This window comes from Thalassospira sp. GB04J01, from assembly GCF_000751115.1.
Classification (GTDB): domain Bacteria; phylum Pseudomonadota; class Alphaproteobacteria; order Rhodospirillales; family Thalassospiraceae; genus Thalassospira; species Thalassospira lucentensis.
The window spans coordinates 79,305-104,880 of sequence record NZ_CCDX020000006.1; the positions used below are offsets into that span (position 1 = coordinate 79,305).

Here is a 25,576-nt window from a genome sequence, read left to right on the forward strand (position 1 = left end):
GAATGCTGTTGCAGGACTTAGGAGGGTGGATCATTGCCACCCTCCTTTTTAGTGTCTTGCCTAGCGGGTGATCAGGTCATGGCCGTGGCGTGAGACGCTTTCATTGCCGGTTTCCGTCACGATGACCGAATGACCGGGGCACATCGCAATCCCGCTGTCGCTGTCCATCAGGATCATGTGCAGGAAGAAAACCATGCCCGGTTCGGCAATGACCGGGTTGCCGTGATAAAACATCGGCCAATCCATCCAGTTCGGGGCAAATGTCGTTCCCATTGAATAACCGCAGGCATTCAGGCGGTGATCCCTCATGCCGCCAGTATCGCAAACACGGGCATAGGCATCAAAAACCTTGCCGATGGGCTCGCCCGGGCGCAATGCCTCGCGGCAGGCGGCCAAGGCATCGGTTGCGACCTTATGCATTTCGATATGACGAGGCAGGGCATCGCCGACCGGAATGGTGCGCATCATTGCCGCGTGATAATGGCGATAGGCCCCAGCCCATTCGAGTGTGATCTGATCGGTGTCGGCAATATGTTTGCGGCCGGTGAAATAGCGGCACAAAAGTGCATCGCGACCCGCACCAATGATAAATTCATTGCCCGGGTAATCCCCGCCACCGGCAAATACCGCACCTTGCATGGCAGCAAGAATGTCGCCTTCGAATGCACCGGCATGGACGGTTGAAAGGGCCGCATCCCATGCGTCATCGGCAAGACTGGCGGCGGTGCGAATATAGCCAAGTTCCGCCGGGCTTTTGACAACGCGCAATTCCGAAACAAGCCGCGATGCATCTTCAAGCTGGCAGAAACCATCAAGTGCGGATTCTAGTTTCTTACCATTGGCTGCGGTTAGGCCGTACGCCTCATACTCAACGCCAAGCTTTTTGCCAGAACAGCCAAACTCGGCAAGCATGTCGCGCAGTTGCACCGCCGGGTTTATGTCCGGTCCATCGACCCAGATACGAATGTCTTCGATGTCGGATGTGTGCTGTGCCTGACGAAGGTCTGGTGCACGGGTGATCAGGGCAACCTTTCCATCTGCGCCAAGATACAGACATTGAAAGAAAACATAGCCGAAGGTGTCATATCCGGTCAGATAGAACATGCTTTCCTGACGAAACATCAGGATCCCATCGAGCCCCGATTTTTCAAGTTTTTCAATGGTACGCGCACGACGGGTTGTGAGTTCGTGACGTTCAAAATGCAATGCCATAGACGGAGCCCCTGATGATGTCTTTGCCAAAAGCTAACAGAGAATTCGCACCTCAAATAGAAAAATAAACGTTTCAACGATAAAATAATGACAAATCGTTTCTGTTGATGGGAAGTAACTTTTTTTGTTGTTTTTCATCTGATGCTTAAGCTGCTTGGCACCAAAAACTAAGATGTGGGCAATAGACATTCCTGCACGGTTGCCTACATGAAAGATAACGGCACGTTTTCTATCGTGGGAAAAAGCTCGTGCCGCCTACGCTCAGGACCATCCCATAAAGGAGGTTAAAGTGGCGAGCTTGAAAAAATTCTCAGGCGAGAGTGACGTGCATACGCCAGCCTATCGACGCAGGAATGCCCCCGCCTATGAGAGCTGGCGACGCGACGATCTGTATCATTTGGCGCAGAAGCGTGGCATCGAAAACCGTGCGGACATGAGCAATGAAGAACTCGCACGCGCATTAAGCAGTGTACAAAACAGTCTGTCCTAAAGCCTGTGAGCATCTGGTTTCAGTCGGGGCTTTTATAACGCTTTGATGAAATTGTTCGGTCGACCTTGTCGGGGTTGTATGGCGTGACTTACCTTTCAGCAGTCTTGGTCTTTGAAAGGTGACAGCTGTGAAACCGGTATTGGTCGTATCGCATCGAGGTGACAGTTTAAGCGCGCCGGAAAATACGCTTGCCAGCGCACAAAAGGCGGTGATGGCCGGGGCCGATTATATCGAATTTGATGTGCGGCAATCTGCCGATGGCGTTTTGTATGTCATACACGATGACACCGTCGACCGGACCACCAATGGCACCGGCCATATTGCCGAAATGACCAGTGAGCAGATTGATGGCCTTGATGCAGGTAGTTGGTTTTCACCGGATTTCGCGGGCGAGAAGGTGCCGCGTCTGGACGACTTTCTCGGTCGCATCAAAGGGCTTTGCAAAATCTATTGCGAGATCAAACAAGCCGATGTTCCCGCGGTGATCAAAATGCTGCGGAATTTCGGGTCGCCAGATGATGCCTTTCTTGGATCATTTTCTGCCGAAATTCGCCAAGAATACCGAACCATTGCACCGGAAATCCGCCGCAACATCCAATTGCATGTCGCAGGATCACTTGAAAAAGCCATCCATCATGAACAGGGCCATATATTCGAGTTTCTTGAAAGCAACATCACGCACGACGATGTTCTAGAGGCTAAAAAACGTGGCCTTGAAACAATGATTTTCATCGATACGCCCAATACCGAGCTGTTTGCTGAACTGGTGCGATGGCAGGTTGACTATGTTAATCTTGATCATGCCGCGCTTTTTCGGGCTGTACAGCAAGAAGTTCTGCTGGAAATGCAATAAATCAGCAATCTGACCTGCTGTATTCCGATGCCATGGAATAATTTCCCAATCTCAAACTGTGAAATGCACAGTATCACGCGTTACAATCGATAGTTAACACGCGGGCGGGTTTGACCTGCTAGTGGGAATTGTCTATTGGATGCCCAATCGGATCGCGTGGTATTGTGCGTGCTGTTGATCTGTTTGTTCTGGGGGGTGAGACGTGCGGTTTTCTCTGCTGTGCCTGATGTGTGGGGTTATGTTGTCATGGGGGATGCCAGCCTTTGCGCAGGTCAATGATACTGCTCAAACGTCTGACCGGGTGCGTGTTGCCTTTATCAATCCGGGCTATGGTGATCGTGGTTTCTGGAAGGATGTCCGCGATACAATGCAGGTTGCCGCAGATCAGTTTGGATTTGATCTGTTCGTCTTTGACAGTAACCGTGACCAAAAAAAGATGATCGATAGTGCTCAGAGCGCTTTCGATATGAACCCACCCGCCGATTACATCATTGCCGTCAACGAACATCAGCAAGGCTCTCGCATTGTTCTGGAAGCCGAGAAACGCAGCATTCCGGTTATCATGCTGCTCAATGGTCTGACCAAGCCGCAGAAAGAAAACATCGCTCAGGTAACCGGGGATATGTCGGGACTGATTTTCACCCTGACGCCTGACAATGAGCGGGCAGGGTTTGAAATTGCACAGTCTTTGATCGATGGGGTGCGCTTATCGCATACTGGTGGCCTGCCACGAACAATTTGCCTGCTGTCGATTGCCGGGGATCGGCACACGCCGGCATCCCTTCAACGGCTTGAAGGCCTTGATCTTGCCCTCAAACAATTTCCTGTTTTGAATGAAAAACGTCGTTTGGTTGCCAATTGGTCTTTTGATGAGGCGTATCGGCAAACTGCGGCCTGGATTGCTGGTGGCCAATGTCTGGACGCTGTCTGGGCGGCAAATGACGATATTGCACTTGGCGCTATTGCCGCGATTGAACAGGCTGGTATGACGGCGGGAAAAGATGTGTTTGTTGGTGGCCTGAATTGGTCGGAAAAAGGCATGCAAAATGTTGCCAATGGGAAAATGACCATGACCCATGGCGGACACTTTCTTGCCGGCGCGTGGGTGATGGTTTTGCTAAATGATTATATCGCAGGCGTTGAAATGCTCCACGATCATCCAGAGATATCGTTTAGGATGGAGGCGATTAATCAAGGAAACCTTGCGCATTTCGAACGCATCTTTGGTACGCGAGATTGGAAAAATATCGATTTTTCCCAGTTCAGCCTTGAACATCAGACCTCGGGACGTGACTATTACTTTGGTGTAGAAGGTTTGGCTCACGCTATTTCTAAAGACTAAATAACCTATCCCAAGATACATGGCAGGAAAGAAAAGGATACTGGAGTGGTGCTTCAACCCGATGACAAGCATGATGATGCGCTGGCCGGATTGAAGCTGGGCAGCACCATTGCGGCGCGTCAGTTGAAGTATTCCTTATTTCTTGCCGCGATCCTTGGCCTTCTGATCACGACGTTTCAGGCCTACAACGACTATGGGTGGCTTTACGGCGTATATACGCAGGCCAATCAGCGCACAATCGCCAGCAACGTGCCTGTTGCAACGGAAGTTCTTAATAAGAGTGATCGTGAACTTGCCGATGTGATGGCGCGCGGAATGCTCAACCAAAGATCGATTGCGCGGATTACGCTTACGGACGCACAGCACGGTATTTTCTTTGAGAAAAAGCGCCCATTGGGACAAATACCGGCATCGCGGTGGGCGGAAAAGCTGTTTGGTGGGCTTCAGACTGTTGTCATTCCCGTGCGCGATCCAGATGTCCAACCGGTAACAGTCAGCGGCGAAATGATCATTGAGCTGAACCCGCAGGTCTATGTTTCAAGCTTTTTGTCGCGTGTCGCGTGGTCATTCCTAAGCAATATGATCCTTGCGATCATGATGGCCATGGCCTTTGCTGCGATGAGCTATTACGTGTTTTCCCGACCGCTTGTGCATCTTGGTGATTATATCATCAAGGCAGACCCAACCGATTACGACCGTCCGATGGAAATGCCCCCGCATCATCGCCACGACGATGAAATTCAATTGTTGGGGTCGGTTACGGTTGGCTTGTTTGGGATGATCCGTGGGCAAGTTGGCCAGCTGCGCCGTGCACGCGACGAATTGCAGGACGCCAACGTCAATCTTGAAGCCAGAGTACAGCAACGCACAGAGGAACTAAAAGATGCGATGCAAAAACTTGAAGTTCTGGCATCGACTGATCCGCTGACGGGGCTTCCAAACCGGCGGGCCTATCTTGTGCGTCTTGAAGAAGCCATCTCTGTCTGGCGCCGTCGTGATACACCGATGTCGGTTATCCTGCTTGATATTGACCGGTTCAAGAACTTCAATGACACCCACGGCCATCAGGCTGGCGATGCTGTACTTGTTGCCTTGGCAACATCAATGAAGGCGACATTGCGCGATATTGATTTGCCTGCCCGTATGGGCGGCGAGGAGTTTGCCGTTCTTTTGCCCGGTGAAGAAATGGACGGTGCTATGAAACTTGCCGAACGCTTGCGCGCGGAGTTTGAGAAATCATACGTCAGTTATGGTGGGAACAAACTTTCATATACCGCGAGTTTTGGTGTGGCGGGGCTTCCATCCAGTGCCAGCGCTGCAACACTTGATGCCAAGGTTGTTCGCAATCTTGACGCGCTTAAATCCCGCGAGAACAGCGATATCTCAGCTCTGATTTATTCGCTGGCGGACCGTGCGCTGTATAATGCCAAGGAAACCGGTCGCAATCGCTGTGTCCTGACCGATTTCGAGATGCTTTTCGAACAGATCAACGCATGACCTGTTTGGATACCTAAGCACCGTTGAAATCATAATTTCTGAAATGCTCGGCGTGGTCACGGGTACCTGATGCATTCGGGTTACTGACGTCCGTCGTCATTACCCTGTCGCGAGATGCGAATATCGCGGTGGATGGACACACTCATCAAAAGGCCAAAGCTGACCAGAATGGTCATCATTACGGTGCCACCATAAGACACCAACGGTAAAGGCACGCCAACAACCGGGATCAGCCCCATGACCATCGCGATGTTGATGAAGACATACAAAAAGAATGTCGATGTCACCCCAATGGCAACCATACGGCCAAATTGATTGCGACAACGAAGCGCAATCACATAGCCATAGGTAATGACCAGGGCATAAAGCATTAGTAAGGCAAGGCCACCAACAAGACCGAATTCTTCGCCAAGCATGGTAAAGATAAAGTCGGTCTGCTTTTCAGGCAGGAAGTTAAGGTGGCTTTGTGACCCAAGCATGAACCCCTTGCCAAACAGGCCGCCTGACCCCAAAGCAATCTTTGATTGGGTAATGTGATACCCTGCACCCAAGGGATCATTTTCCGGGTTCATAAACGTCAGGACACGGTTCTTCTGATAGTCACGGAGGAATTGCCAGCCGATCGGAATGGCGGCAAGCGCACTGCCCAGAATGAGGCCAAATTTCCACATCCGAACCCCGGCAAGCCAGAAGATCACCCCGCCGCCAGCAACCAGCAGCAACGCTGTTCCAAGGTCAGGCTGGCGCAGCACAAGGGCTGCCGGGGCCAGCACCATCAAAAGAGGGGGAAGCAGCAATGTAATGCGCCCGGTTTCCTCAACTGTGAGGCCATGGAAATACCGTGCCAAGGCCAGAACCAACGAGATTTTCATCAGTTCGGATGGCTGCAGCTGGAAAAAGCCAAGGTTGATCCAGCGCTGTGCACCCATGCCGATATCGCCCTTGATTTCGACCCCGACAAGGAGCACAAGGGCGACAAAATAGGACAGATAGGCCAGCTTGAGCCAGATGCGGATATCGGTTATCGCGATGATGATCATCAAGGTCGCACCAATGCCAAAACGCATCATCTGACGTTCTGCCCATGGCTCAAGCGATCCGTTTGCTGCCGAATACAGCATGGCAAACCCGATCCCCGAAAGCGCCGTGATCAAGGCAACCAGTGTCCAGTTCAGGAGTAAGAGACGGCGTCCGATTGGAACGTAGTCTGGGTCTTCACCAATGCGATATTTGCTAAACGGCATGTGATTAACCCTCGCCTTCTTCGGATTGTGGCGGCTTTGGACGAAGCTGAGCGCTGGCTGGCAGATCGGCTGCTGATATCCCCGGTCTGGCAGATTGTAGTTCCTGCGCCTTGATTAAAAGGTCACGGACAATCGGGGCTGCGACTGACGACCCACCGCCGCCATGATCGACCACAACTGCACATGCATAGCGTGGATTTTCAATCGGGGCAAAGGCAACAAACAGAGCGTGATCGCGATATTTCCATGGTAAGTCATCGTTGTCCAGAACACCGGTGGTCTGGCGTTCGCGCATGGTGACCGGCGGACCTGGCTGGTGCCGCTTTTACCCGCCAGTTCCATGCCTTTGATGTCAATGCGCGCCCGATACCCTGTTCCGTGTAGTTCGTTACTGACCCCGTTCATGCCGTCGCGTACGCGGGCAAGACTGGCACGGCTGATCTGGAGGTCGGGGAATTCTTCGTTCTGGCGGCTTGAAATGCCATCCGGTGCCACATGATCACGCGTCAGATGGGGTTTAACGGCTTTACCCGATGCAATACGCGCCGTCATGGTGCAAAGCTGAAGCGGGGTGGTTAAAACATACCCCTGACCAATGGATGCAATCAGAGTTTCTCCGCCTTGCCAGCGTTTGCCGAGCTGGATCTCTTTCCAGTCTTTGGTCGGGATCAGGCCACTGCGTTCATTGGGAAGGTCAATGCCGGTTTCTGTACCTAGGCCAAGCTTATTGGCCATCGCAGCAATCCGATCAATGCCGATTTTCTGGGAAATTTCATAGTAATAGACATCGCAGGAATGCTTGAGCGAGTTATGCATGTTGACCCAACCATGCCCGCCGCGCTTCCAGCAGTGGAAACGCGCATTGCCCAAATCGAGATGCCCGTTACAGAAGAACCTCTGGTCCGCTGAAATGATGCCAGATTCAAGTCCCGCCAAGGCAACGCACATCTTAAATGTCGAACCGGGAGCATAGGTGCCGTTCACAGCCTTGTTTGACAGCGGGGAATAGGGATTGTTGACCAGAGAATTCCAAAGTCTGTGCGAAATGCCAGTGGTAAAAGCGTTGGGGTCATAGGCCGGGTGGGACGCCATGGCGAGCACCTCACCATTATGGATGTCCATAACGACCGCAGATGCGCTTTCCTGTCTTGAAAGCCGTTGATTGGCATAACGTTGCAATTCAAGATCAAGCGTCATGACGACGGTGTTACCGCTTTCGCCTTCTTCGCGTTCAAGTTCGCGGATCACGCGGCCCAGGGCATTGACTTCGACCTGACTTGTTCCTGCTTTCCCCCGCAGTGCCAGATCATAAACCTTTTCAATGCCGCTTTTACCGATGGTAAAGCCCGGCAATTCCAAAAGCGGATCTCCATTCAGTTCCTTTTCGGAAACAGCGGCAACATACCCCAGTGTGTGGGCAAGGTGCGGTCCTTCCGGGTAATCACGTGATCGACCGGCATCGATTATAAGGCCGGGTAGGTCGGGTGCGTTAACACCAACCCGTGCGACTTCATCCCATGTTAGATTGTCTCGAACGGTTACCGGAACAAAGGACCGCCGCTTTGCAACGTCGCGTTCAACCCGTTCGATGATACCCGGGCCAAGATCAATAATCTGATTAAGGATTTCAAGTGTGCGGCGCACGTCAGGTGTTTGTTCGCGCACAATCATGATGTGATAATTTTGACGGTTCACGGCCAGCTGGGCGCCGAACCGGTCGGTAATCAGGCCGCGCGGTGGTGGCAGCAAGCGATGAGAAATACGGTTTTCATCGGCCAGTGTCCGGTACCGGTCACTTTCAAGCACCTGAAGGTAGTACATGCGCGCAGCCAGACCGGTCAGCAATAATCCCTTGCCCGCACCCAGCATCAGGGCGCGTCGGGTGAATAATCTGAATCTGTCTGAATCGCGGTGCCACATGGGCGAAGATTACCTGTCTATGCTCGATAATGTGGGGCAAAACCCCGTCGTTTGAGCCGTTCTATCTGGCTTGTCGCTGCTTGGAAACCATCTTGTTACATCATAACGGATCACTGTTGCCAAAACATCAACTTTGCCAGATTTTTCTGTGCATGATGCTGTTGCTTATATATAGCGCAGCAAGCTGTTCTGGGCACGGGCCAGCCCCCATGCCACAAGCGGGAAAAGTAACGACGTGAGCACATAACTGATCAATGTCGCCTTGATCGGCAAAAGGGCCCCGATCAGGGCTGAGCTTAGTAGCCATTGCACCAGTAAGGCCGGAATCGCCACCAGCGCAAAGCCCCACCACATCACGCTGAACGACTTATTGTGGAAAAAACGACCCTGACTGGCCGAGCCGGTCTGGACAAGCAGCAGCACGAGTGAGCTGACCCCCAAAGGTAATCCCATCAGAAGGTCCTGTAAAAGACCAAGGAAAAAGGCTGTTAAGGCGGTAAGAAGATCAGGGCGGTTCACAGACCAGTAAAATACCGCCATCAACGCCAAAGAAGGTGATGCCGTCGAGAGCAGGGGCAGGCTGACAGGCAGCAGATTGATCAGAAGCAGGACGAAAACACTAAACGCCGGGAGAAGACCGCGTGCAATAACGTCCAGTCTATGCCAGACGCCGGGTTTCACGGACGATCCCCTTCTGGGGCCGGTGGTTTGAACATCGGCTTGTGGGCATCAATCTCGGATTCCTTCGGCACCACACCAACACCGGCGGGGATGTCAGGTGCAAGGTTGGTGGCATCGGTGTTCGATGGCGCCTGACTTTGGCGAATGCGTTGCTCACTTAAGATGCCATGCAGACCGTAATTGGCAACGCGCAGGTATTCAAGCTGATGGCGGCGGAACAGCGGGGCAATACGCACCGCATTTTCCGAAACCGACGATACAACGCCAACCGGAATACCCGGCGGGAATGCACCACCATGGCCGGACGTCAGAATGCGGTCACCCGGTGCGACCGTTGCATCCGCCGTCAGGAATGTCAGAAGCGGGCGGGTGGTGTTGTCGCCTGATACAAATGCGCGATCACGGGAATTTTCAACAATGACCGGGACGCGTGAATTGATGTCAGTAATCAAAAGTACGCGCGATGCCTGATAACCGGCTTCGGCAATACGCCCGACAAGACCTTCGTCGGCAATAACCGCCTGTCCCTTGATCACGCCATCGCGTGATCCTGCCGAAATCATCAGGCTGTGGGCATAAGCGCCCCCCATGTCGGCAATCACGCGTGACGTCACAAGATGCAGGGAGGGGGGGGTTGTGTATCGTGCCAGATCCCGTAGACGGGCGTTTTCATGCGACAAATTACGCGCAGCTTGCTGCCATGCCAGCAATTGCTGGTTCTCGCGGCGCAGGCGTTCGTTTTCCTCGTACAGATGTGCGAGGTTGTAAACTTTGTCGGTAATTTCGTTGATACTGGCTGTTGGACGGGACACGATATTCATCACCGGCGACACAAGGTCGGCCGATGCGGCCCGAATGCGTTCAATCAGGACTGTATCGGCCTTGCCCAAAAGCATTAACCCAAAGGCCGAAAAGATCAATAGAATGAAAGCGAAGCGGTGAAGCGCCGTACGTAACGGCGAAAAGATACGCTGCTGCGGACCGCCATGCTGTGCCAAGAGTAATCCCCGCCATTTCGAGAAAGGTTACGCAATATCCCTGTCAGGATATCCAACCTTAACGAAATCACCGAGTCGCGTCCAGTGTGGATACGACTCGGTGAAAAGTTTTTTATGATCAGATTTTGGTTAGTAAGCTGTGTGCAGAACATTGCGCAGCATCTTTTTCTCTTCGAGTGCGCGACCGGTACCGAGCGCAACACAGGAAAGAGGATCGTCCGCAATCGAAACCGGAAGTCCGGTTGCATGACGCAAGACATAATCAAGATTGCCAAGCATTGCGCCACCACCGGTAAGCACGATGCCCTTGTCAACGATATCAGCAGCCAGTTCCGGCGGCGTCTGCTCAAGCGCGACCTTGACGGCCTCGATAATTGCAGAAACCGGCTCGGCCAGGCTTTCAGCGATCTGACGTTCGGAAATCATCAGTTCTTTTGGCACACCATTCATCAAGTCACGGCCACGGATTTCAACCGTTGCACCATCACCATCATCGGGTGCGCATGCAGAACCGATTTCCTTTTTGATGCGCTCAGCCGTGCTTTCGCCAACCAGCAAGTTATGGGTGCGACGGATATAGGCGATGATTGCCTCATCCATTTTGTCGCCACCAACACGTACTGAGCGGGCATAAACAATGCCACCAAGCGACAGAACGGCGACTTCGGTCGTACCACCACCGATATCAACAACCATCGAGCCGGTCGGTTCGGTAACTGGAAGGCCGGCACCAATAGCCGCAGCCATCGGTTCGTCAATCAGCCAGACCTTGCGCGCGCCAGCACTTTCAGCACTTTCCTGAATTGCACGGCGTTCAACAGCGGTCGAACCAGATGGAACGCAGATGATGACTTCCGGGCTCGCGAAGTTACGACGACCATGCACTTTGCGGATAAAGTGTTTGATCATTTCTTCGGCGATATGGAACTCGGCGATGACACCGTCACGAAGCGGACGGATCGCCTGAATATACCCCGGAGTACGACCGAGCATTTGTTTGGCTTCTTCACCAACCGCAAGAACTTGTTTCTTGCCTTTTTCGTCGGTAATGGCCACCACGGATGGTTCGTTAAGGACAATGCCTCGCCCTTTGACGTAAACCAGTGTGTTAGCGGTGCCCAAATCCACCGCCATGTCGGAGGATAAAACCCCAAGAAGCTTGGAAAACATTCCTGCCCTATGCCCCGGTTAATAGTAAAATCTTGAATACGAATGTACCGGCTTTGATAGCGCAAGGATTAAGCCGATGCACGAATAATCTGCTCAGGGGATTGAGGAATAATTAAGGCGCGTCAAATTCTTGAATTAAAGCAACAAAAACATGATCAGGAATATGGTGTTGGCGGTTTAATTCAATTTTGATCGCTTTTGTCTTCAATCTCGTTATCAGACAGGAAGTTCGTGATAAGGGATACGACTGTTGGACTGCTTTCAACAGGAAGCCATTCCCGAGTCGCTTGTTTTTCAATTGTTTCGCCACTGTTCACCAGTTCGAACTGCACCGGTTTCCGGTTGGGTCCAAGGTCGCGGTCAATGCGCCATTGACACCATGCAGGGGGATTGAATGGATCATTCCTGACCCCGACCAACAAGCTTGGAACAAAATTGTCCATCTCCGACATGCATTGCGGACGAAGCCCGACCAGTGCACGGAACCGTTCGGGGATGCGTTTGGCAAGTCCATGACGGTAAATGGTGAACTGGGCCGCGGCGGCACCATACCCATAGCCAAACACGGCAATGCGTTTCGCGTCTATGTCTGGTTGCTGTGCAAGGTAGGAAAGCGCGCTTAGGGCATCAAACGACCAATAGGTGAGGCCGTGTTTGGGTTTGTCGAGTGAACCTTCTGTGCAATAGGCCTGCGACGGATGGGCCTGATACGGGGAAATCAGCAAAACGCCAAGGCCGGCATCCTGCAGAATGGCAATCCAGTTTTCGGGAAACTGGTCATTGCAATCGGGCAGGGCGACAACCGCAGCATGTTTGCGGCCGTGGGCCAGAACGGAATTCTTTGGCGGGAAATAGCGGGCCGGGATATCGGATTGCATGCTGTCGTCAACGCCGGGGATTGTTTTCCCTTCGGCGATCAAACGTTGGCGCAGACCACTTACCGGATAAGGCTGAGCAGGGACCATGATTGACTGCCCCGGATCTGCTTTCGCGGCGTGTGAAATTACCGCAATCGAATAGAAGGTACTCACGCAAAACAGGCAACCAGCCAGCAGAAATCCCAGGCGACAGTGTCCGGAACTATGCAATCCAAGCATGTCATCACCCCGATCATGGTTTCACAAGATGATATCACAAAGTGCGACCGCACGATATTTACATCAGACATAACGGGTGACGTGCGATAGAGAGCGCGCAAAAAAAGGTGGCGAAACCGCCACCTTTTTCAAAGCTTGTGAAAAGTACCGATCAGGACGCCATGGCATCCGGTGCAGTTCTTTTGCTTTTTTCAATCAGCTTGTTAACGGCGGTGACATAGGCAACACAGGACGCGACAACCGTGTCGGTGTCTGATGCATTGCCAACCACAGTACGGTCTTCACCGTCGAGTTTAACTGTCACAGTACCTTGTGCGTCTGTGCCCTCGGTCACGGCGTGCACCTGATAGAGTTTCAGGCGCCAGTCATGGGGGTAGATTTCCTTGATCGCATTAAACGTCGCATCAATCGGGCCATCACCAGTGGTTTTCGCCGTGCGGCTCTCGCCATCCACAGTCAGTTCGAGTTCCGCCGTCTGCGGTCCGCGGGAGCCACAGGTCACGGTCAGGCCAACGAACTTGATGTGTTCGTTGTCACGCATGCCGTCATCGACCAGAGCGACAATATCGTCGTCGTAAACTTCTTTTTTCTTGTCGGCCAGTTCCTTGAAGCGTGCGAAGGCATCTTCGATGGCATTGTCACCCAGTTCGGTAAAGCCCAGTTCTTTGAGCTTTTCCTTAAAGGCGTGGCGACCGGAATGCTTGCCCATCACCAGACTGGATTTATTCAGGCCGATGCTTTCGGGCTTCATGATTTCATAGGTTTCAGCATTTTTCAGGAAGCCGTCCTGATGGATGCCGCTTTCATGAGCAAATGCGTTCGCGCCAACAATGGCCTTGTTTGGCTGGACAACAAAGCCCGAAACGGCCGAAACCAAACGCGATGCGTTCATGATTTTGGTTGAATCAATACCGGTTTCATACGGGAAGGCATCATTGCGGGTTTTCAACGCCATGATGATTTCTTCGAGTGCGGCGTTCCCTGCACGTTCGCCCAAACCATTGATGGTGCATTCGATCTGACGTGCACCGGCATGAACCGCTGCCAGCGAATTCGATACCGCCATGCCCAGATCATTGTGGCAATGAACCGACAGGATTGCCTTGTCGATGTTTGGCACGCGGTTAAACAGCATGGTCATCAGGTCGGCATATTCGGTCGGGGTGGTATAGCCAACCGTATCGGGGATGTTGATTGTGGTTGCACCGGCGTCAATTGCCGCTTCAACGCAACGGCACAGGAAGTCGTGCTCGGTCCGTGAGCCGTCTTCGGCCGACCATTCAACATCATCGGTGAATTTACGCGCCAGTGTCACACTTTCGATGACTTTTTCCAGAACGCGTTCTGGTTCCATCTGCAGTTTGTATTTCATGTGCAGCGGGCTTGTGGAGATAAAGGTGTGAATACGTTTGTTTTCCGCAGGTTCCAGCGCCTCAGCAGCGCGCTCAATATCACCCTTGGCCGCACGGGACAGCGAACAGATGGTCGGGCCCTTGATTTGCTTGGCGATTTCATTGACGGATCGGAAGTCGCCATTCGATGCGATGGCAAAGCCTGCTTCGATGACGTCAACTTTCAGTTCCGCCAGAGCATGTGCCACACGCAGTTTCTCATCGAGCGTCATCGACGCACCTGGGGACTGTTCCCCATCACGCAGGGTGGTGTCAAAAATGATGACGCGATTGTCGTTTGCACTAGCCATTGTCTTGTTTCCTGATCAAACGGGCCTTGCCCGGTATATACAAATTCTGTCTGGAAGGAGTGCGGGCCATCTGGCGCGACTTTTTCCCCTGAGCTGCGGCACCGTGATCAACATCGTCTGCGTGATCTGGTCCGTCGTCTTTCGCTCAGGGGCGTGTAAGTCGTAGCGCGCCTAGGGCAGCGAGACCAAGTAGACCGAAAAGTAGGTTGAGAGCAGACAGCACAAAGGCGCCCGAAGCGTTGGCTTCGGCGCGATCGGCAAATGCATCAATGTTGCAATTGTCTGCGGTCATCGGTCTTCATCAAATGGTTTTCTAGGCCAGACGGTGCTGGCGACGTCCCCAATTTCGTTTGAGCGTCCACGAAGGTCAAGTAATTTTTGTATCTTTTGTCGGCTTTTTTGAGTGGAATTTAGCGAGCTATGCTAATCGGCAGGCTCATTCTTTGGCTTTGACGGGGAATTTTAATGTTCAGGCATGCCATACTTGGAAAAAGATGCTGGCTGGGTTTCACGTTATCAGGTAGTGGTTTTGCCCTGATTTTGCGAATTGTGAGATTTGCGTATCACAGTTGCGCGCCACCCATCGTCACAGGAATATTCTATGGTCAGTTTGTCCTTGATCGGGGCCTTTATCCCGACGGCCTTTTTTGTCTCGATTACGCCGGGCATGTGCATGACGCTTGCGTTGACACTTGGCATGACCATTGGGCTTCGCCGTACCTTGTGGATGATGATGGGCGAACTGGTCGGTGTTGGGATCGTTGTTGTGGCATCGGCACTTGGTGTGGCAGCCGTAATGTTGCAGTACCCGGCGATATTCGCCGTCTTTAAATATATTGGCGGTGCATATCTTGCGTGGTTGGGCATTCAGTTGTGGCTATCGCGCGGACGCATGGCAATTTCATCCGAAGTCGAGGGTGCCAAGACGGCAACCCCCTATGGCTTGATAACCCAGGGGTTCGTGACGGCGATTGCCAATCCAAAAGGCTGGGCTTTCATGATTTCATTGCTGCCCCCCTTTATCAGTCTGGAACATGCGATGGCGCCACAGCTTTCGGTGCTGGTTGCAATCATCCTGATGACCGAACTGATTTGCATGACGCTGTATGCGACAGGTGGCCGTTCGCTGCGTCGGTTCCTTGAAAAAAGTGGTAATGTCCGGATACTCAACCGGATCGCAGGGACCTTGATGGTGGCTGTTGGTGTTTGGTTGGCATCAAGCTGAGTGGACTGCTGGAACCGGTATGTGGCCTCGTTTGAACAAGCCCTAAGTCGTTATTCTTTCGTGCGTTAATGTTTGTTTTGTTACTTGGCACTACCATATGCAATTAAGGAAAAATTGCAGGGTGAGCAGTCATGCGCGAGATGCGCTGTATCGTTTTTGAAGATGCTGAACTGGTCAAGGCGCTGATGGCGTATCGCCGTCGTTCGGGAAAGCCTCTTCCGTCCGGGCAGATTAGCGGTCTTGAGATCGAAAAGAAGCCCGAAGTCATCGTGCGGATGACAATCACATCGGATGCTGGCGAAAAAGTTGTCGTGCCAACGGCCGGGGCGGAGCTTGCTGCGGCAATGATCGCGCATTGCATTGATACAAGAGTACCTGTGCCAGCATCCTCGAACAAATCCATCACGACGATTGATGGTCATATCGCACTTAAAATTATGCTGAGCTGACGTATTCTGAACGGGTCAGAATAAAGACCTAGAATTAAAAAAAATCGCGGAGTAAACCGCGATTTTTTCGTTTGTGATTTAGCTGTCGTGTTCTGTGCAGGTCTCTATTACCACTGCATCATCTTGCCCTTGAGCGCACCCATGCGTTCGTCTTCGTCTTTGAAGGTTTGTCCGGATGCGATGCCATCTTGCATCTTGGTCATCAAAAGCCACTGTTTGACCTTCATGAAGCGCGGTGCAAGGAACTGGTAAGTGTCTCGCACAAGTCGAACGGCCACCGGGCCACGCTCAACCTCAAGGTTTTCCCACTGAACAATGAGCGGTTCCCAAGCGCGCAGGCGCCGATGCAGGTCATCGCGTTTGGTGCGGATATATTGCCGTTGGGACGAAAAGTTTTTCAGGACGGACATGATTTCGCCGGTATTGGCGTCAATCTCTTCAAACGTCGTTTCGAACTTCTTCTTGGCATCATCAAGCAGGCGAATGGCTTGGGTAACAGTTTCCAGAACGCCTTTTTCATGCGCGTAAATGCGGCGAAGTTCCTGCATCTTGCGGTCAACCATCTTGATGCTTCGATATTTCTCGCGCAAGGTCTCGACATAGGAAAGTTCGTCTGCAACCTGATGAACCAGATTGACGACTTCTTCGCGGTTTTCCTTGCCCAACCCAAGCTTCTCGGCGACTTCGTCAAAAGCCTGATTGATCTTCTTTTTGGTACCGGGGTCTTCCGCGATCTGCATGAGCTGATCAGGATCCGTGATCAGTTCTTCGTTGCCTGACATCCATGTCACGAGCTGCATGGTGATACGGTTATAGGCAATCGCCTGATGTGCTTCGTCGACATCCCACGATGCTTCACCGGTCAGAACCTCAAGCGGAAGGTCATCGCCCGGCCGCAAGATGTTAATGAAATTAAGTGCTGTATCGATCAGACTGATCAGCTCACCATCCTTGGAATTCACATCAATATCGAATTCACGGCAGATAGCACGCAGCGGCAGCGAAACAACCGATCCCTCGGCCATTTGCAGCACAAACAGAGCTTCATCTGAAATATCAGACTTTTGAAAGTGGCATTCTTCGAACGTTTTGAAAATCTTGTGTTCAAGTTCAATTTTACGTTCGGATTTCTTGCGCGTCATATGGTCGCTCCGCCCCGCAAAGCCATTGCATTCTTATGTTGTATGGCACAAGACCGAATATAAGAGGTTCGGTCTGTTCATTTTGGCTTGGCGAGACACAATCGGGTTTGCTCGAAGTCAAATTCGCATCACACCACTTATGGCATAGATAGGCCCAAAGATGGTCTTATTTTCCGGTAGACCCGGTATGTGTTTTTTTATTGAGACATACAGGTATTTCGCCCACCTTGTTTTGCCTCGTATAGCGCATTGTCTGCACGATCAACAAATTCCAGTATATTCTCGCCAAGTCGGTAGGACGTCAAGCCGATTGAAACAGTTAACTTACCGAAACTCTTTCCTGTTTTTTTATTGATAATCTGTTGCATGGAAACATTGTTGCGAAGTTTATCCGCCAGCTTTTTAGCATTTTCCAGCGACGTGTCGGGCAGGATAATGGCAAATTCCTCGCCGCCATAACGCGCAACAGTATCCGCACCCTTGGTCGAATTTACCAGAACCCGCGCCACTGCTTTTAAGACGCCATCGCCAGTGCGGTGACCAAAATTATCGTTGAAGGCCTTAAAGTGATCAATGTCGATCATCAGCAACGACAACTCGACGCCGGTTTCCATGGTCGAGGTAACAGCATCGCGGAGTGACGTGTCAAAGTTCTTGCGGTTGGCGATCCCGGTTAGGGTGTCTGTCAGCGCATCACGACGCACCAGTTCCAGTTCGCTGCGCACGCGACGGACTTCCTGATGGTACTCACCAAGGTTACTGTTGAAATCACCATAACGATTTCGCGCCGTGTGCGTGGCCTTTGACAGGTTTTGTGTCACGCAGTGCACATCTTCAGGCGAAATTCCGTCTTCGGTCAGCCGGTTTGATGCTGTGTCAATTTCATCACAGAATATTTCGGTGTCGCGGATAACGGAATGAACCGCCTCTTCAACGCGTTCTACCGCTGCCTGCAATCCTTCTACGCCCTGATCGATTTTTTGCTGAAGTGCGTTGCTTCCAAGATACTTGTGATAAATCCGAAAGACGGTTTCTTCATCAAGTTCCTGAGTGTTGCGGATCAGCACCTTGATCAATTGGCTGAGTTCGGGAACTTCGTCGGTCAGATAGCTGTAAAATACATGATAGACCTGCGGGGTTGGCTGCAGGTTCAGTTCATTAATCAGCGTCATCACGTTTTGCGCAATGTCACGAGGATTTGCGATCTTGGTTGTCGCTGTTGCTGTCACGGGCTTCTTTTCCGATCAGATAACCAAATTCCCACGTTGTTTTACCTGTGTCCCACCATGGTCACGCTGTGGCAGTGCCGGGTGACTTTGTTTGTTTTATCGCATCGTTTAAGCCGTGCGTATTTTACATATTTGGTCATCATCGTTCGAATACTAGTCAAGAGTCACGAGAAACTATCGCCCAAATCATGACAAATTCAGTCATTGTGAATGTCATGGTTATGACGGCCGGTAAACAGCGGCTTCTTGAAGCATTAAAGTCTCAGCGCCACATGCCTGACAATAGTACTTTTTTCTATCAGGGTGACGACATGATGTTACGGGTGGTGACTGTCGGAAATTGGTGTGTGCTTTTCTTGATAGTTTTGGTCGGGATTATTTGGCTCAGTGAGGCGCGCGCAAGATGACAGCGAGGAAAGTGTGCGGGTTGGTAATGTTGTCACGGTCACCGATCAGTGGCTTTTATCGCTTACATCGGAGCAAAAGAATTTCTACAAAACGTTGCGCGCAATGTCGGGGCGGCAATGGTCCGATGGTCTTCCGTTTGACCGATTGCATGGTTTGTTTGCAAGTCGGCAAGTTGATTGCATCGTTGCCGAGGCTCCAGTCGAGCCTGCTGACACGATTGCATCCGTTCACAAGGTAAGGTTTGAAATGGTGATGTTCGCCCGGACGGGGGAAGCTTTGTTGCGTGATGATAGCGTGACGGTCGGCTATCTTGCGACATTGCCACGCATGAAGCTTCCTTTGGCGCAAGACGTTGAATGGTATGGTCTACGGACAATCAAGCAAGGAATCGACCTGATCGGTGCAGGGCGAATTGATGTGCTGATTGCACATGCCAGCCTGTTTGAAGACGACGCATCTATTGCGCGGCTACCATTCCCGCCTGTGCATGTCATTGAACTGGCGTTGGTATGTCATGATACCCCCACAAATCGCGACTTTATTACGGCATTTGATGCCCGGTTAAGATCGGTACGCGATGACTCTGGAAACACAGGAACTGCTATCTCGACAAACCGGGTCGATGTTTCTTAACGTTCGTTCTTCGTTTCGTCTTCTTATGCTCAATAATTGCATGTAGGGACCTATCCGTAAAACAAACAAGCCTGCCTTCGACATCATGATCAGTGTGTTTTGTTGCCCGCTTCAGCGCGTTCAGCCGGTGTCGGACGATTGTATTGTTGAAGTGCCCTGAAGTCGTCGCCACATAATAGTTTGCGCAAAGTTTTCGTCACGTTTTACTGATCATTGATTTATGACCCGAATGTAGAATGGGTTGATGGGATCCCGGTCATCAAAGTGGGACTAAATACTTGGCAGTTTGACGATAGAAGCTTGGGCCGTGTTGGCCGTTTTCATTCATCGTAATGGAAATTTTTAAGGCAGAAATAAATGCAGTTTGGGCGGCGTGGGATTTATCTCTTTGGGGGGCTGTTTTGCCTGTTCTGCATATCGGTTTCTGCATATGGTCAAGAACCAGTTCGGATTGCCAGTAACATTGAGATTGCAGCGAAATGGGTCGATCTTGCCCCTTTTGAGCAGCGAAAGTTCCTGACCCGACTTGGCACTCAAAGCCGCCCGGTTTCGTTTGAGGTTATCCCCTACAATCGATTTCATCAGCTTATGGAAAACGAACAAATTGACTGCGTGTTGAGCTCACAGCCGGCGGCGTTTGGCAACACCATCGCCGCAGTCAGCAGAGTTCGTTTTGAATTACGGCTGTTTAATCTTGCCGGTGTTGATCTGACATCTATGCCGAATGTCGAAATTGGCATCTTAGCGAATTTGCCACGGCCAAATGTGCCTTTGACGGCCAAGATCATTTGGCATGATCTGAGCAGTCTCGAGCAATCTGTGGATTTGCTCTCGGCGGGGCGTCTTGATGCAATCTTAGGTGATATTGCCCACATTCGAATGTATGACAATATCAGTATTGTCCAAGCCGACCTTCCCCCTGTTATAACCATAAAGTTGGCTCTTATTTGTCGGGATACAGAACCCTTACGTGAATTCGTAGGCGAATTTGATTCATCTATGGGTGTGTCAGGTTTTCGGCATTCACAGTCAGATGAAAACCGTTATACGGTTTTGAATGCCTGGTAGCGAAAAAAGAACTTCATACATGAATCCATTGCACTAAGGCCAAAATTCGGTAATTATTGAAACAGTGCAGTACATCTTGTCGGGGCATGGTTGCCTTCTGGTTGGGGGAAGTTATGCTCTTTCCGGGTGTGGTGCAGGGACTGTTTTCTAGCACTTCCTCAAAAGGGAAATGCGCTTACTAAACTAAGGACGACGACGGATATGGCTACCGGAACGGTTAAGTGGTTTAATGCGACCAAGGGTTATGGCTTCATCACCCCTGACGAAGGCGGCAAAGATGCATTCGTGCATATCACCGCTGTTCAGCGTGCTGGTCTGCAGGGACTTGATGAGGGTCAAAAGGTTGAATTCGAGCTGATTGAAGGTCGTAACGGCCGCATGTCGGCAGAAGAACTCTCCATCGGGTAATTGATTTTGGATTGCAGCTTTTGCTGACAACCGTTAACGCGCCGGGCTTCCGGCGCGTTATGCGTTTAAAGGGTTTTGTTGTAGGGTGTCTGATCAAAGACACAAAACACAGCAAGTACCCATTCTCATGAGCCTTGATCTTCCCAGTGCGCCGGTCGCAAAAGATGCCAATAGTCAGGCCGAATGGCGCCATGCCGTCAGGCGTGCTTTGCTGGGATGGCGCTCCGCCCTTGATGTGGCCACACACCAACATTTATCACATCAGGTTCAGGCGCATTTTTCCGAATTTCTTGAAAACCGTTCCGGGGCTACTGTCGGGTTTTACTGGCCGATCCAGAACGAAATTGATCTGCGTCCCGTGATAGCGCGTCATCTTGAGGCGGGCGGCAAGGCTGCCTTGCCAGTTGTACCGGGCAGGGACCAGTCCATGGTCTTTCACGATTGGACCCCCCAAACAAAAATGGTGCCCGGTTTTGCCCGGATTCCCGAACCGCAAGGAACTGAGGCGGTTGCTGTGCATGTCTTGCTTGCACCCTTGGTGGGCTTTGACGGGGCAGGGTATCGCTTGGGCTATGGTGGTGGATTTTTTGACCGCACGCTTGCGGCCCTGAAGCGCCGTCCATTGGTGGTTGGGATCGGGTTTGAGGCCACCAGACTTGGCAATATCATGCCCCATCAATATGACGTGCCGGTTGATGTTTTAATTACAGACCGCGGTATTCAGACCGTCAGCGATCAGGCACTGCCGGTCGAGGACAAGACCGATCAGTCATCGCCACCGTGTCATCTGAGTACCTGACAGATAGGCAAACGCCCTATCATCGGAAAGGGTGACCGGGCGATAGTACTGAAAAAGTAAGGAAGGTCGACCTCGCCTTGCTTTCTGTTGATCTGAAAGGGGTTATTCGGCTGCCTGTATCTTGTAATGCCCGGTGCGCACCGGGACGGCATCCTTGCGCGTTGCCAGAAAGTTTGGACGCGGATTTTTCCCCGAGAATGGTGCAACCAACTTGTTTGATACCGCATTGTAAACAAAGAACAGGTTTGATCTCGGGAAAGGCGTAATGTTGTTGCTCGACCCGTGTAACGTATTGCATTCAAAGATCAAGACCGATCCATCAGGACCGACAGGTGCCGTGATCCCGAATTCCTCAACCATTTCCGTCAGGTTACCTTGATCGGGGGTGCCGATTTGCTGTGCTTTGAGTGAATTTTTATAGTTCTGATCGGGTGTTTCCCCGACACAGGAAATAAACTTTTGATGCGATCCGGGGATGAGCATCAGCGGGCCATTGTAGGCTGAATTATCAGTCAATGTGATAGACATCGAAAGTGCGCGCATGCGCGGCATGCCATCTTCGGTATGCCAAGTTTCAAAGTCCGAGTGCCAGAAGAATTCCTTACCTTTGAAAGCCGGTTTGAAATTGACGCGTGACTGATGAATATAAACGTCATCATCCAGAAAATGTTCGGCAATCGCGACCAGTCTCTCATCGGATATCAGGCGCGAGAACACGTCACTTTTATCGTGAACGCGGAAAACACTGCGGATTTCGTCACTGCCGGGTTCGGAAATAACTTCATCGTCGGTCGGGGACGAGTTTTGCATATGGTTGGCTTCGCGGCGAAGCTGTGCGACTTCAGCATCGCTGAAAACATTCTTTAGAAACAGAAAGCCGTTCTCTTCATAAAACGTCTCATCCTCGACCGAGATCATCGGGCAATGGCCGTGTTTAGACCAGATTACCGGATCAACACGATCGATGATTGATGGCTGCGAAGAATTGCGGGATCGGTACATATCGGTAAGCATTTCATGCTCCTTTGTTGCCAAACGTGCATTCGGCGTCTGTGATGTGTCACAGATCGTATGAACCCAACGTTGGACAAACCGGCCAGTTCCACAAATTGGAGAATATCTTTCTCAACTGCCGACGGATGATTGCCGGACTGCAGGCTTGAAAGGCAATTGTGCACCCCAAAAAAGACCAATGTCCTGTGCAGAAAAATTGAAATTCTTAGGGCGATGGGAGAAAGGCAACTGACATCGCCACCGTGTCATTTGAGTACCTGACGCTCAGGCAGATTCTACTCTTCTGAACGATCCGTGTTGTCGCGATCACGGTCATAGTGATGATGGACTGGAAAGGGTGGCAGCCAAGCCTCGCGGCGGATGGTCCAGAGTTCATAGGTTGGTTTTAAAAGGTCCGGGTCATCAAGCGATCCAAGGTTGACCTCGATCTCATCGTCGCTGCGTGAAAAAACGGATGATCCGCAGGCGGGGCAGAAATGCCGCTCCTCGTAATCGTGTGTTTCACCTTTGACCGTCACCGCATCCTCTGAAAACACCGCTGATGCATGGAAAAGCGCACCATGATGCTTGCGACAATCCATACAGTGACACAGCCCTACCCGATATGGGGCACCTTCAGCCACAATTCGCACCTTGCCACACAGGCAACCACCGGTGAAACGGTCCATGCGGGGTCTCCTCTTGGATCAAGCGAGCGGGGCCATTTTGATCAATAGAACCGCTACAACGGCTTTCCGCCAACGTAGGTCTATTGCCAATCTGGTCGTTGGCCGTCGATCATTGCTTTAAGACGAGCAGCCGTCAACGGAACAAACGTAACCGCGGCGTGGTGCTGAGAATGAGGATAGTTGGTGGGAGAAGAAATTTGGCTGGGGAACCTGGATTCGAACCAGGACTGACGGAGTCAGAGTCCGTAGGTCTACCGTTAACCTATTCCCCAGCAGACGAACTAAAGTTCGACACGGCCTTGGCCGTTGGTGGCGTGTGAATTAATGGATCAGGTATGGGTTGTCAAGGTAATGAGTGGGCAGGCTGAGCAGGAAATGCCGATTTTGATAAATTATCGCGTTCGATTGCCTGTTTTGGTACTTAAATCAGAAGTGCTTTTTGCAAAAAGCGCGGCCTGAGCCGGATTTGAGGTATTTTTCAAAATCTTCTGCTTTTGCGGGATCGTCAAAGTTTACAGCTGTTCTGACTTTCCACGGCTTGAACTTGTTCGTATGTATGGACGCACCGTTATTGTGCTGCGCCAGACGTCTGTTCAGGTCCGTCGTTAAGCCGACGTAAAAATGTTCAGGATGATTGATGCTTTGTAAAATATAGACGCAGTACACAAAGCCCGCCTTCGTTGCACTTCGCTCAACTATGGCGAGGCATTCCGTTTCGCACGCGTCGCCTCGATAAATCTCGTCGAAGCTAAATTTTGCCGCAGGCAAAATTAGCGAAGACGGATGGCTGGGGAACCTGGATTCGAACCAGGACTGACGGAGTCAGAGTCCGTAGGTCTACCGTTAACCTATTCCCCAACAGAAGTCTTGCACACCGTAACACGCGATGTGCCGTAGTGTGGGGCGGTATTTATAAAACCGGATGGGCTTTGGCAACCCCTTTTTTGTCAGAAGCGGCTCATCCATGTGTTTCTTGCATAGGGCATTTGCCTTGTCAGCGATTGTCGTTACACTCATATAGCTGATTCGCAAACGTGTCATATAATTGACGCGTTGATGCGCGACATAGATAGATCGTTGGTTACAGAAAGCAGGTTTTGGAAAGGTGAAGCAGGTTCATCCTCATAGCAATTCGCAAGGGGCCGTAAGCCCCGATGGCGGCGCTGCGATGGGCGAGCATGCCGTGCTTGAAGTGCGCGAGAAGCCTGTATTGCCAAAACCGGGCACCACGGTTCACACCGGGACACCGGTGGGAACATCGTCGCGTATGATCGATTGTATTACCGCCCCGCTGTATGCCGCGATTGATCTGGGCAGTTCAAACTGCCGGCTTTTGGTTGCGCGTCCGTGCAATGATGGTTTTAAGGTCATTGATGCGTTTTCGCGGGTTGTGCGCCTTGGCGAAGGGGTGCGCGAGAAAGGCTATCTTTGTGAGGCGGCAATGGATCGGGCGATTGATGCATTGCGCGTGTGCGCCAAAAAACTGCGCAAGCACCCCGGCGCAAGTTTGCGCGCCGTTGCCACAGAAGCCTGCCGTTCGGCAAACAATCGCGACGATTTTATTCAACGGGTACGCGATGAAACCGGCATTTCGCTTGATATCATCAATCCGGATGAAGAAAGCCGTTTGGCGCTTCAGGCCTGTTCGGCACTTTTGGATGAACGCCCTTATGCGGTGGTCTTCGATATCGGCGGCGGCAGTACCGAGATTTGCTGGATCAAGGTGGATAACACTGGCAAGACCCAGTGTATTGAAACATTGTCGATGCCGTGCGGAGTATTGTGCCTGACCGAACGTTATGCCTCGGTCGAGGAACGCCGCCAACGGTTTGAGGCAATGCGCACCGAAATTCGCGAGCGGCTCGAAGAATTCGCCAGCCGCAATTGCTGTTCGGATATGCTTGATGACGACAAGGTACAAATGGTCGGCACATCGGGCACGGTGACGACCTTCTGCGGCATTGCACTAGGTCTGGAACGCTATGAACGTCACAAGGTTGACGGATCAGATTTGCGATTTGATGACGCTGAACGCGTGACCGAGTTGCTGCTGCGCATGGAATCAGACAAGCGCAAAGGCCATCCCTGCATTGGTAATCAACGTGCCGAGCTGATGGATGCCGGGGCGGCGATCTTTGCTGCGATTCGTGATATCTGGCCGCTGGCGACACTTAAAGTTGCCGATCGGGGCCTGCGAGAAGGAATTCTCGTCGATTTGATGCGTGCAGACGGCCATGCTATTGACCCGTGCGATGCACGCCGTCATACAGTGTCGCATATTAAAGCCAACTCCTGACCGGGCATCGTCGATTGGTTCGATGAAACCG

Annotated in this window: 25 protein-coding genes and 2 tRNA genes; 11 read left to right on the forward strand and 16 right to left on the reverse strand. The window is 51.6% G+C overall.

Going from position 1 to position 25,576, the window contains the following annotated elements:
* Positions 1-60: 60 nt before the first annotated feature.
* Positions 61-1,212 carry a Xaa-Pro peptidase family protein gene (locus tag AMM48_RS04145; RefSeq protein WP_102783039.1) on the reverse strand — a complete coding sequence of 384 codons (1,152 nt, stop codon included), beginning with the start codon at positions 1,210-1,212 and terminating at the stop codon, positions 61-63.
* A 289-nt stretch (positions 1,213-1,501) separates the two neighbouring features.
* Between AMM48_RS04145 and AMM48_RS04150 the strand changes: the two genes are divergently transcribed.
* The 4 genes from AMM48_RS04150 (at position 1,502) to AMM48_RS04165 (ending at position 5,394) form a co-directional block, all read left to right on the forward strand.
* On the forward strand, positions 1,502-1,702 hold the full coding sequence (locus AMM48_RS04150) for a hypothetical protein (protein ID WP_102783040.1): 201 nt from the start codon (positions 1,502-1,504) through the stop codon (positions 1,700-1,702).
* Positions 1,703-1,829: 127 nt separating this feature from the next.
* On the forward strand, positions 1,830-2,555 hold the full coding sequence (locus AMM48_RS04155; RefSeq protein ID WP_158246423.1) for a glycerophosphodiester phosphodiesterase family protein: 726 nt from the start codon (positions 1,830-1,832) through the stop codon (positions 2,553-2,555).
* Positions 2,556-2,757: 202 nt separating this feature from the next.
* Positions 2,758-3,897 carry an ABC transporter substrate-binding protein gene (locus AMM48_RS04160; protein WP_244271112.1) on the forward strand — a complete coding sequence of 380 codons (1,140 nt, stop codon included), beginning with the start codon at positions 2,758-2,760 and terminating at the stop codon, positions 3,895-3,897.
* A gap of 45 nt (positions 3,898-3,942) precedes the next feature.
* Complete coding sequence (locus AMM48_RS04165; protein ID WP_102783043.1) at positions 3,943-5,394, forward strand: diguanylate cyclase; 1,452 nt, start codon at positions 3,943-3,945, stop codon at positions 5,392-5,394.
* Between the two features lie 80 nt (positions 5,395-5,474).
* On the opposite strand, the gene rodA is transcribed toward AMM48_RS04165, so the two are convergent.
* The 8 genes from rodA to AMM48_RS04200 form a co-directional block, all read right to left on the reverse strand.
* Entirely contained in the window at positions 5,475-6,638 is a 1,164-nt protein-coding gene (gene rodA, locus AMM48_RS04170) for a rod shape-determining protein RodA (RefSeq protein WP_102783044.1), read from the reverse strand.
* 4 nt (positions 6,639-6,642) lie between these two features.
* The gene (locus tag AMM48_RS22470) at positions 6,643-6,843 is read right to left on the reverse strand and encodes a hypothetical protein (RefSeq protein WP_279627470.1); all 201 of its coding nucleotides are present in this window, start codon (positions 6,841-6,843) and stop codon (positions 6,643-6,645) included.
* Positions 6,753-8,558 (reverse strand): penicillin-binding protein 2, encoded by a 1,806-nt coding sequence (mrdA, locus tag AMM48_RS04175; RefSeq protein ID WP_244271113.1) that lies wholly within the window; start codon positions 8,556-8,558, stop codon positions 6,753-6,755. Before mrdA ends, AMM48_RS22470 begins: the two co-directional genes overlap by 91 nt.
* A gap of 165 nt (positions 8,559-8,723) precedes the next feature.
* Complete coding sequence (mreD, locus tag AMM48_RS04180) at positions 8,724-9,239, reverse strand: rod shape-determining protein MreD (protein ID WP_022733268.1); 516 nt, start codon at positions 9,237-9,239, stop codon at positions 8,724-8,726.
* Complete coding sequence (gene mreC, locus AMM48_RS04185) at positions 9,236-10,237, reverse strand: rod shape-determining protein MreC (protein WP_102783045.1); 1,002 nt, start codon at positions 10,235-10,237, stop codon at positions 9,236-9,238. The genes mreD and mreC overlap by 4 nt, the downstream gene beginning before the upstream one ends.
* Positions 10,238-10,366: 129 nt before the next feature.
* Positions 10,367-11,407 (reverse strand): rod shape-determining protein, encoded by a 1,041-nt coding sequence (locus AMM48_RS04190; protein WP_022733266.1) that lies wholly within the window; start codon positions 11,405-11,407, stop codon positions 10,367-10,369.
* 182 nt (positions 11,408-11,589) lie between these two features.
* On the reverse strand, positions 11,590-12,438 hold the full coding sequence (locus tag AMM48_RS04195; protein WP_146030371.1) for an alpha/beta hydrolase: 849 nt from the start codon (positions 12,436-12,438) through the stop codon (positions 11,590-11,592).
* A gap of 217 nt (positions 12,439-12,655) precedes the next feature.
* Positions 12,656-14,206, reverse strand: coding sequence for a 2-isopropylmalate synthase (locus AMM48_RS04200; protein WP_101304217.1), 1,551 nt, complete (start codon positions 14,204-14,206; stop codon positions 12,656-12,658).
* A gap of 601 nt (positions 14,207-14,807) precedes the next feature.
* On the opposite strand from AMM48_RS04200, the gene AMM48_RS04205 reads away from it, so the two are divergent.
* On the forward strand, positions 14,808-15,431 hold the full coding sequence (locus AMM48_RS04205; protein ID WP_102783047.1) for a LysE family translocator: 624 nt from the start codon (positions 14,808-14,810) through the stop codon (positions 15,429-15,431).
* Positions 15,432-15,562: 131 nt separating this feature from the next.
* Entirely contained in the window at positions 15,563-15,880 is a 318-nt protein-coding gene (locus AMM48_RS04210; protein WP_102783048.1) for a hypothetical protein, read from the forward strand.
* 107 nt (positions 15,881-15,987) lie between these two features.
* On the opposite strand, the gene AMM48_RS04215 is transcribed toward AMM48_RS04210, so the two are convergent.
* Together AMM48_RS04215 and AMM48_RS04220 are read right to left on the reverse strand one after the other, a co-directional pair.
* A complete protein-coding gene (locus AMM48_RS04215) occupies positions 15,988-17,022 on the reverse strand; it encodes a hypothetical protein (protein ID WP_102783049.1) in 1,035 nt (344 codons plus the stop codon).
* A 197-nt stretch (positions 17,023-17,219) separates the two neighbouring features.
* A complete protein-coding gene (locus AMM48_RS04220; RefSeq protein ID WP_022733259.1) occupies positions 17,220-18,251 on the reverse strand; it encodes a GGDEF domain-containing protein in 1,032 nt (343 codons plus the stop codon).
* A gap of 387 nt (positions 18,252-18,638) precedes the next feature.
* Here AMM48_RS04220 and AMM48_RS04230 point away from each other — a divergent pair, with 387 nt between their 5' ends.
* From AMM48_RS04230 to AMM48_RS04245, 4 genes are all read left to right on the forward strand, one after another.
* Positions 18,639-19,292 (forward strand): hypothetical protein, encoded by a 654-nt coding sequence (locus AMM48_RS04230; protein ID WP_102783051.1) that lies wholly within the window; start codon positions 18,639-18,641, stop codon positions 19,290-19,292.
* Positions 19,293-19,649: 357 nt separating this feature from the next.
* Complete coding sequence (locus tag AMM48_RS04235) at positions 19,650-20,360, forward strand: hypothetical protein (RefSeq protein ID WP_102783052.1); 711 nt, start codon at positions 19,650-19,652, stop codon at positions 20,358-20,360.
* A gap of 201 nt (positions 20,361-20,561) precedes the next feature.
* Positions 20,562-20,768 (forward strand): cold-shock protein, encoded by a 207-nt coding sequence (locus AMM48_RS04240; protein WP_022733220.1) that lies wholly within the window; start codon positions 20,562-20,564, stop codon positions 20,766-20,768.
* Positions 20,769-20,895: 127 nt separating this feature from the next.
* Positions 20,896-21,567, forward strand: a complete 672-nt coding sequence (locus AMM48_RS04245; RefSeq protein WP_102783053.1) for a 5-formyltetrahydrofolate cyclo-ligase — start codon at positions 20,896-20,898, stop codon at positions 21,565-21,567.
* A 102-nt stretch (positions 21,568-21,669) separates the two neighbouring features.
* Here the strand turns inward: AMM48_RS04245 and thpD are convergent, their stop codons facing one another.
* The 5 genes from thpD to AMM48_RS04270 form a co-directional block, all read right to left on the reverse strand.
* Complete coding sequence (gene thpD, locus AMM48_RS04250) at positions 21,670-22,581, reverse strand: ectoine hydroxylase (protein WP_102783054.1); 912 nt, start codon at positions 22,579-22,581, stop codon at positions 21,670-21,672.
* Positions 22,582-22,856: 275 nt separating this feature from the next.
* Entirely contained in the window at positions 22,857-23,249 is a 393-nt protein-coding gene (locus AMM48_RS04255; RefSeq protein WP_102783055.1) for a GFA family protein, read from the reverse strand.
* 198 nt (positions 23,250-23,447) lie between these two features.
* Positions 23,448-23,521 (reverse strand) — tRNA-Gln (locus AMM48_RS04260).
* A 154-nt stretch (positions 23,522-23,675) separates the two neighbouring features.
* Positions 23,676-23,915 carry a GIY-YIG nuclease family protein gene (locus tag AMM48_RS04265; RefSeq protein WP_102783121.1) on the reverse strand — a complete coding sequence of 80 codons (240 nt, stop codon included), beginning with the start codon at positions 23,913-23,915 and terminating at the stop codon, positions 23,676-23,678.
* Positions 23,916-24,033: 118 nt separating this feature from the next.
* Positions 24,034-24,107: transfer RNA gene (locus AMM48_RS04270), tRNA-Gln, on the reverse strand.
* 247 nt (positions 24,108-24,354) lie between these two features.
* Between AMM48_RS04270 and AMM48_RS04275 the strand changes: the two genes are divergently transcribed.
* A complete protein-coding gene (locus AMM48_RS04275) occupies positions 24,355-25,545 on the forward strand; it encodes a Ppx/GppA phosphatase family protein (protein WP_244271114.1) in 1,191 nt (396 codons plus the stop codon).
* Positions 25,546-25,576: the final 31 nt, after the last annotated feature.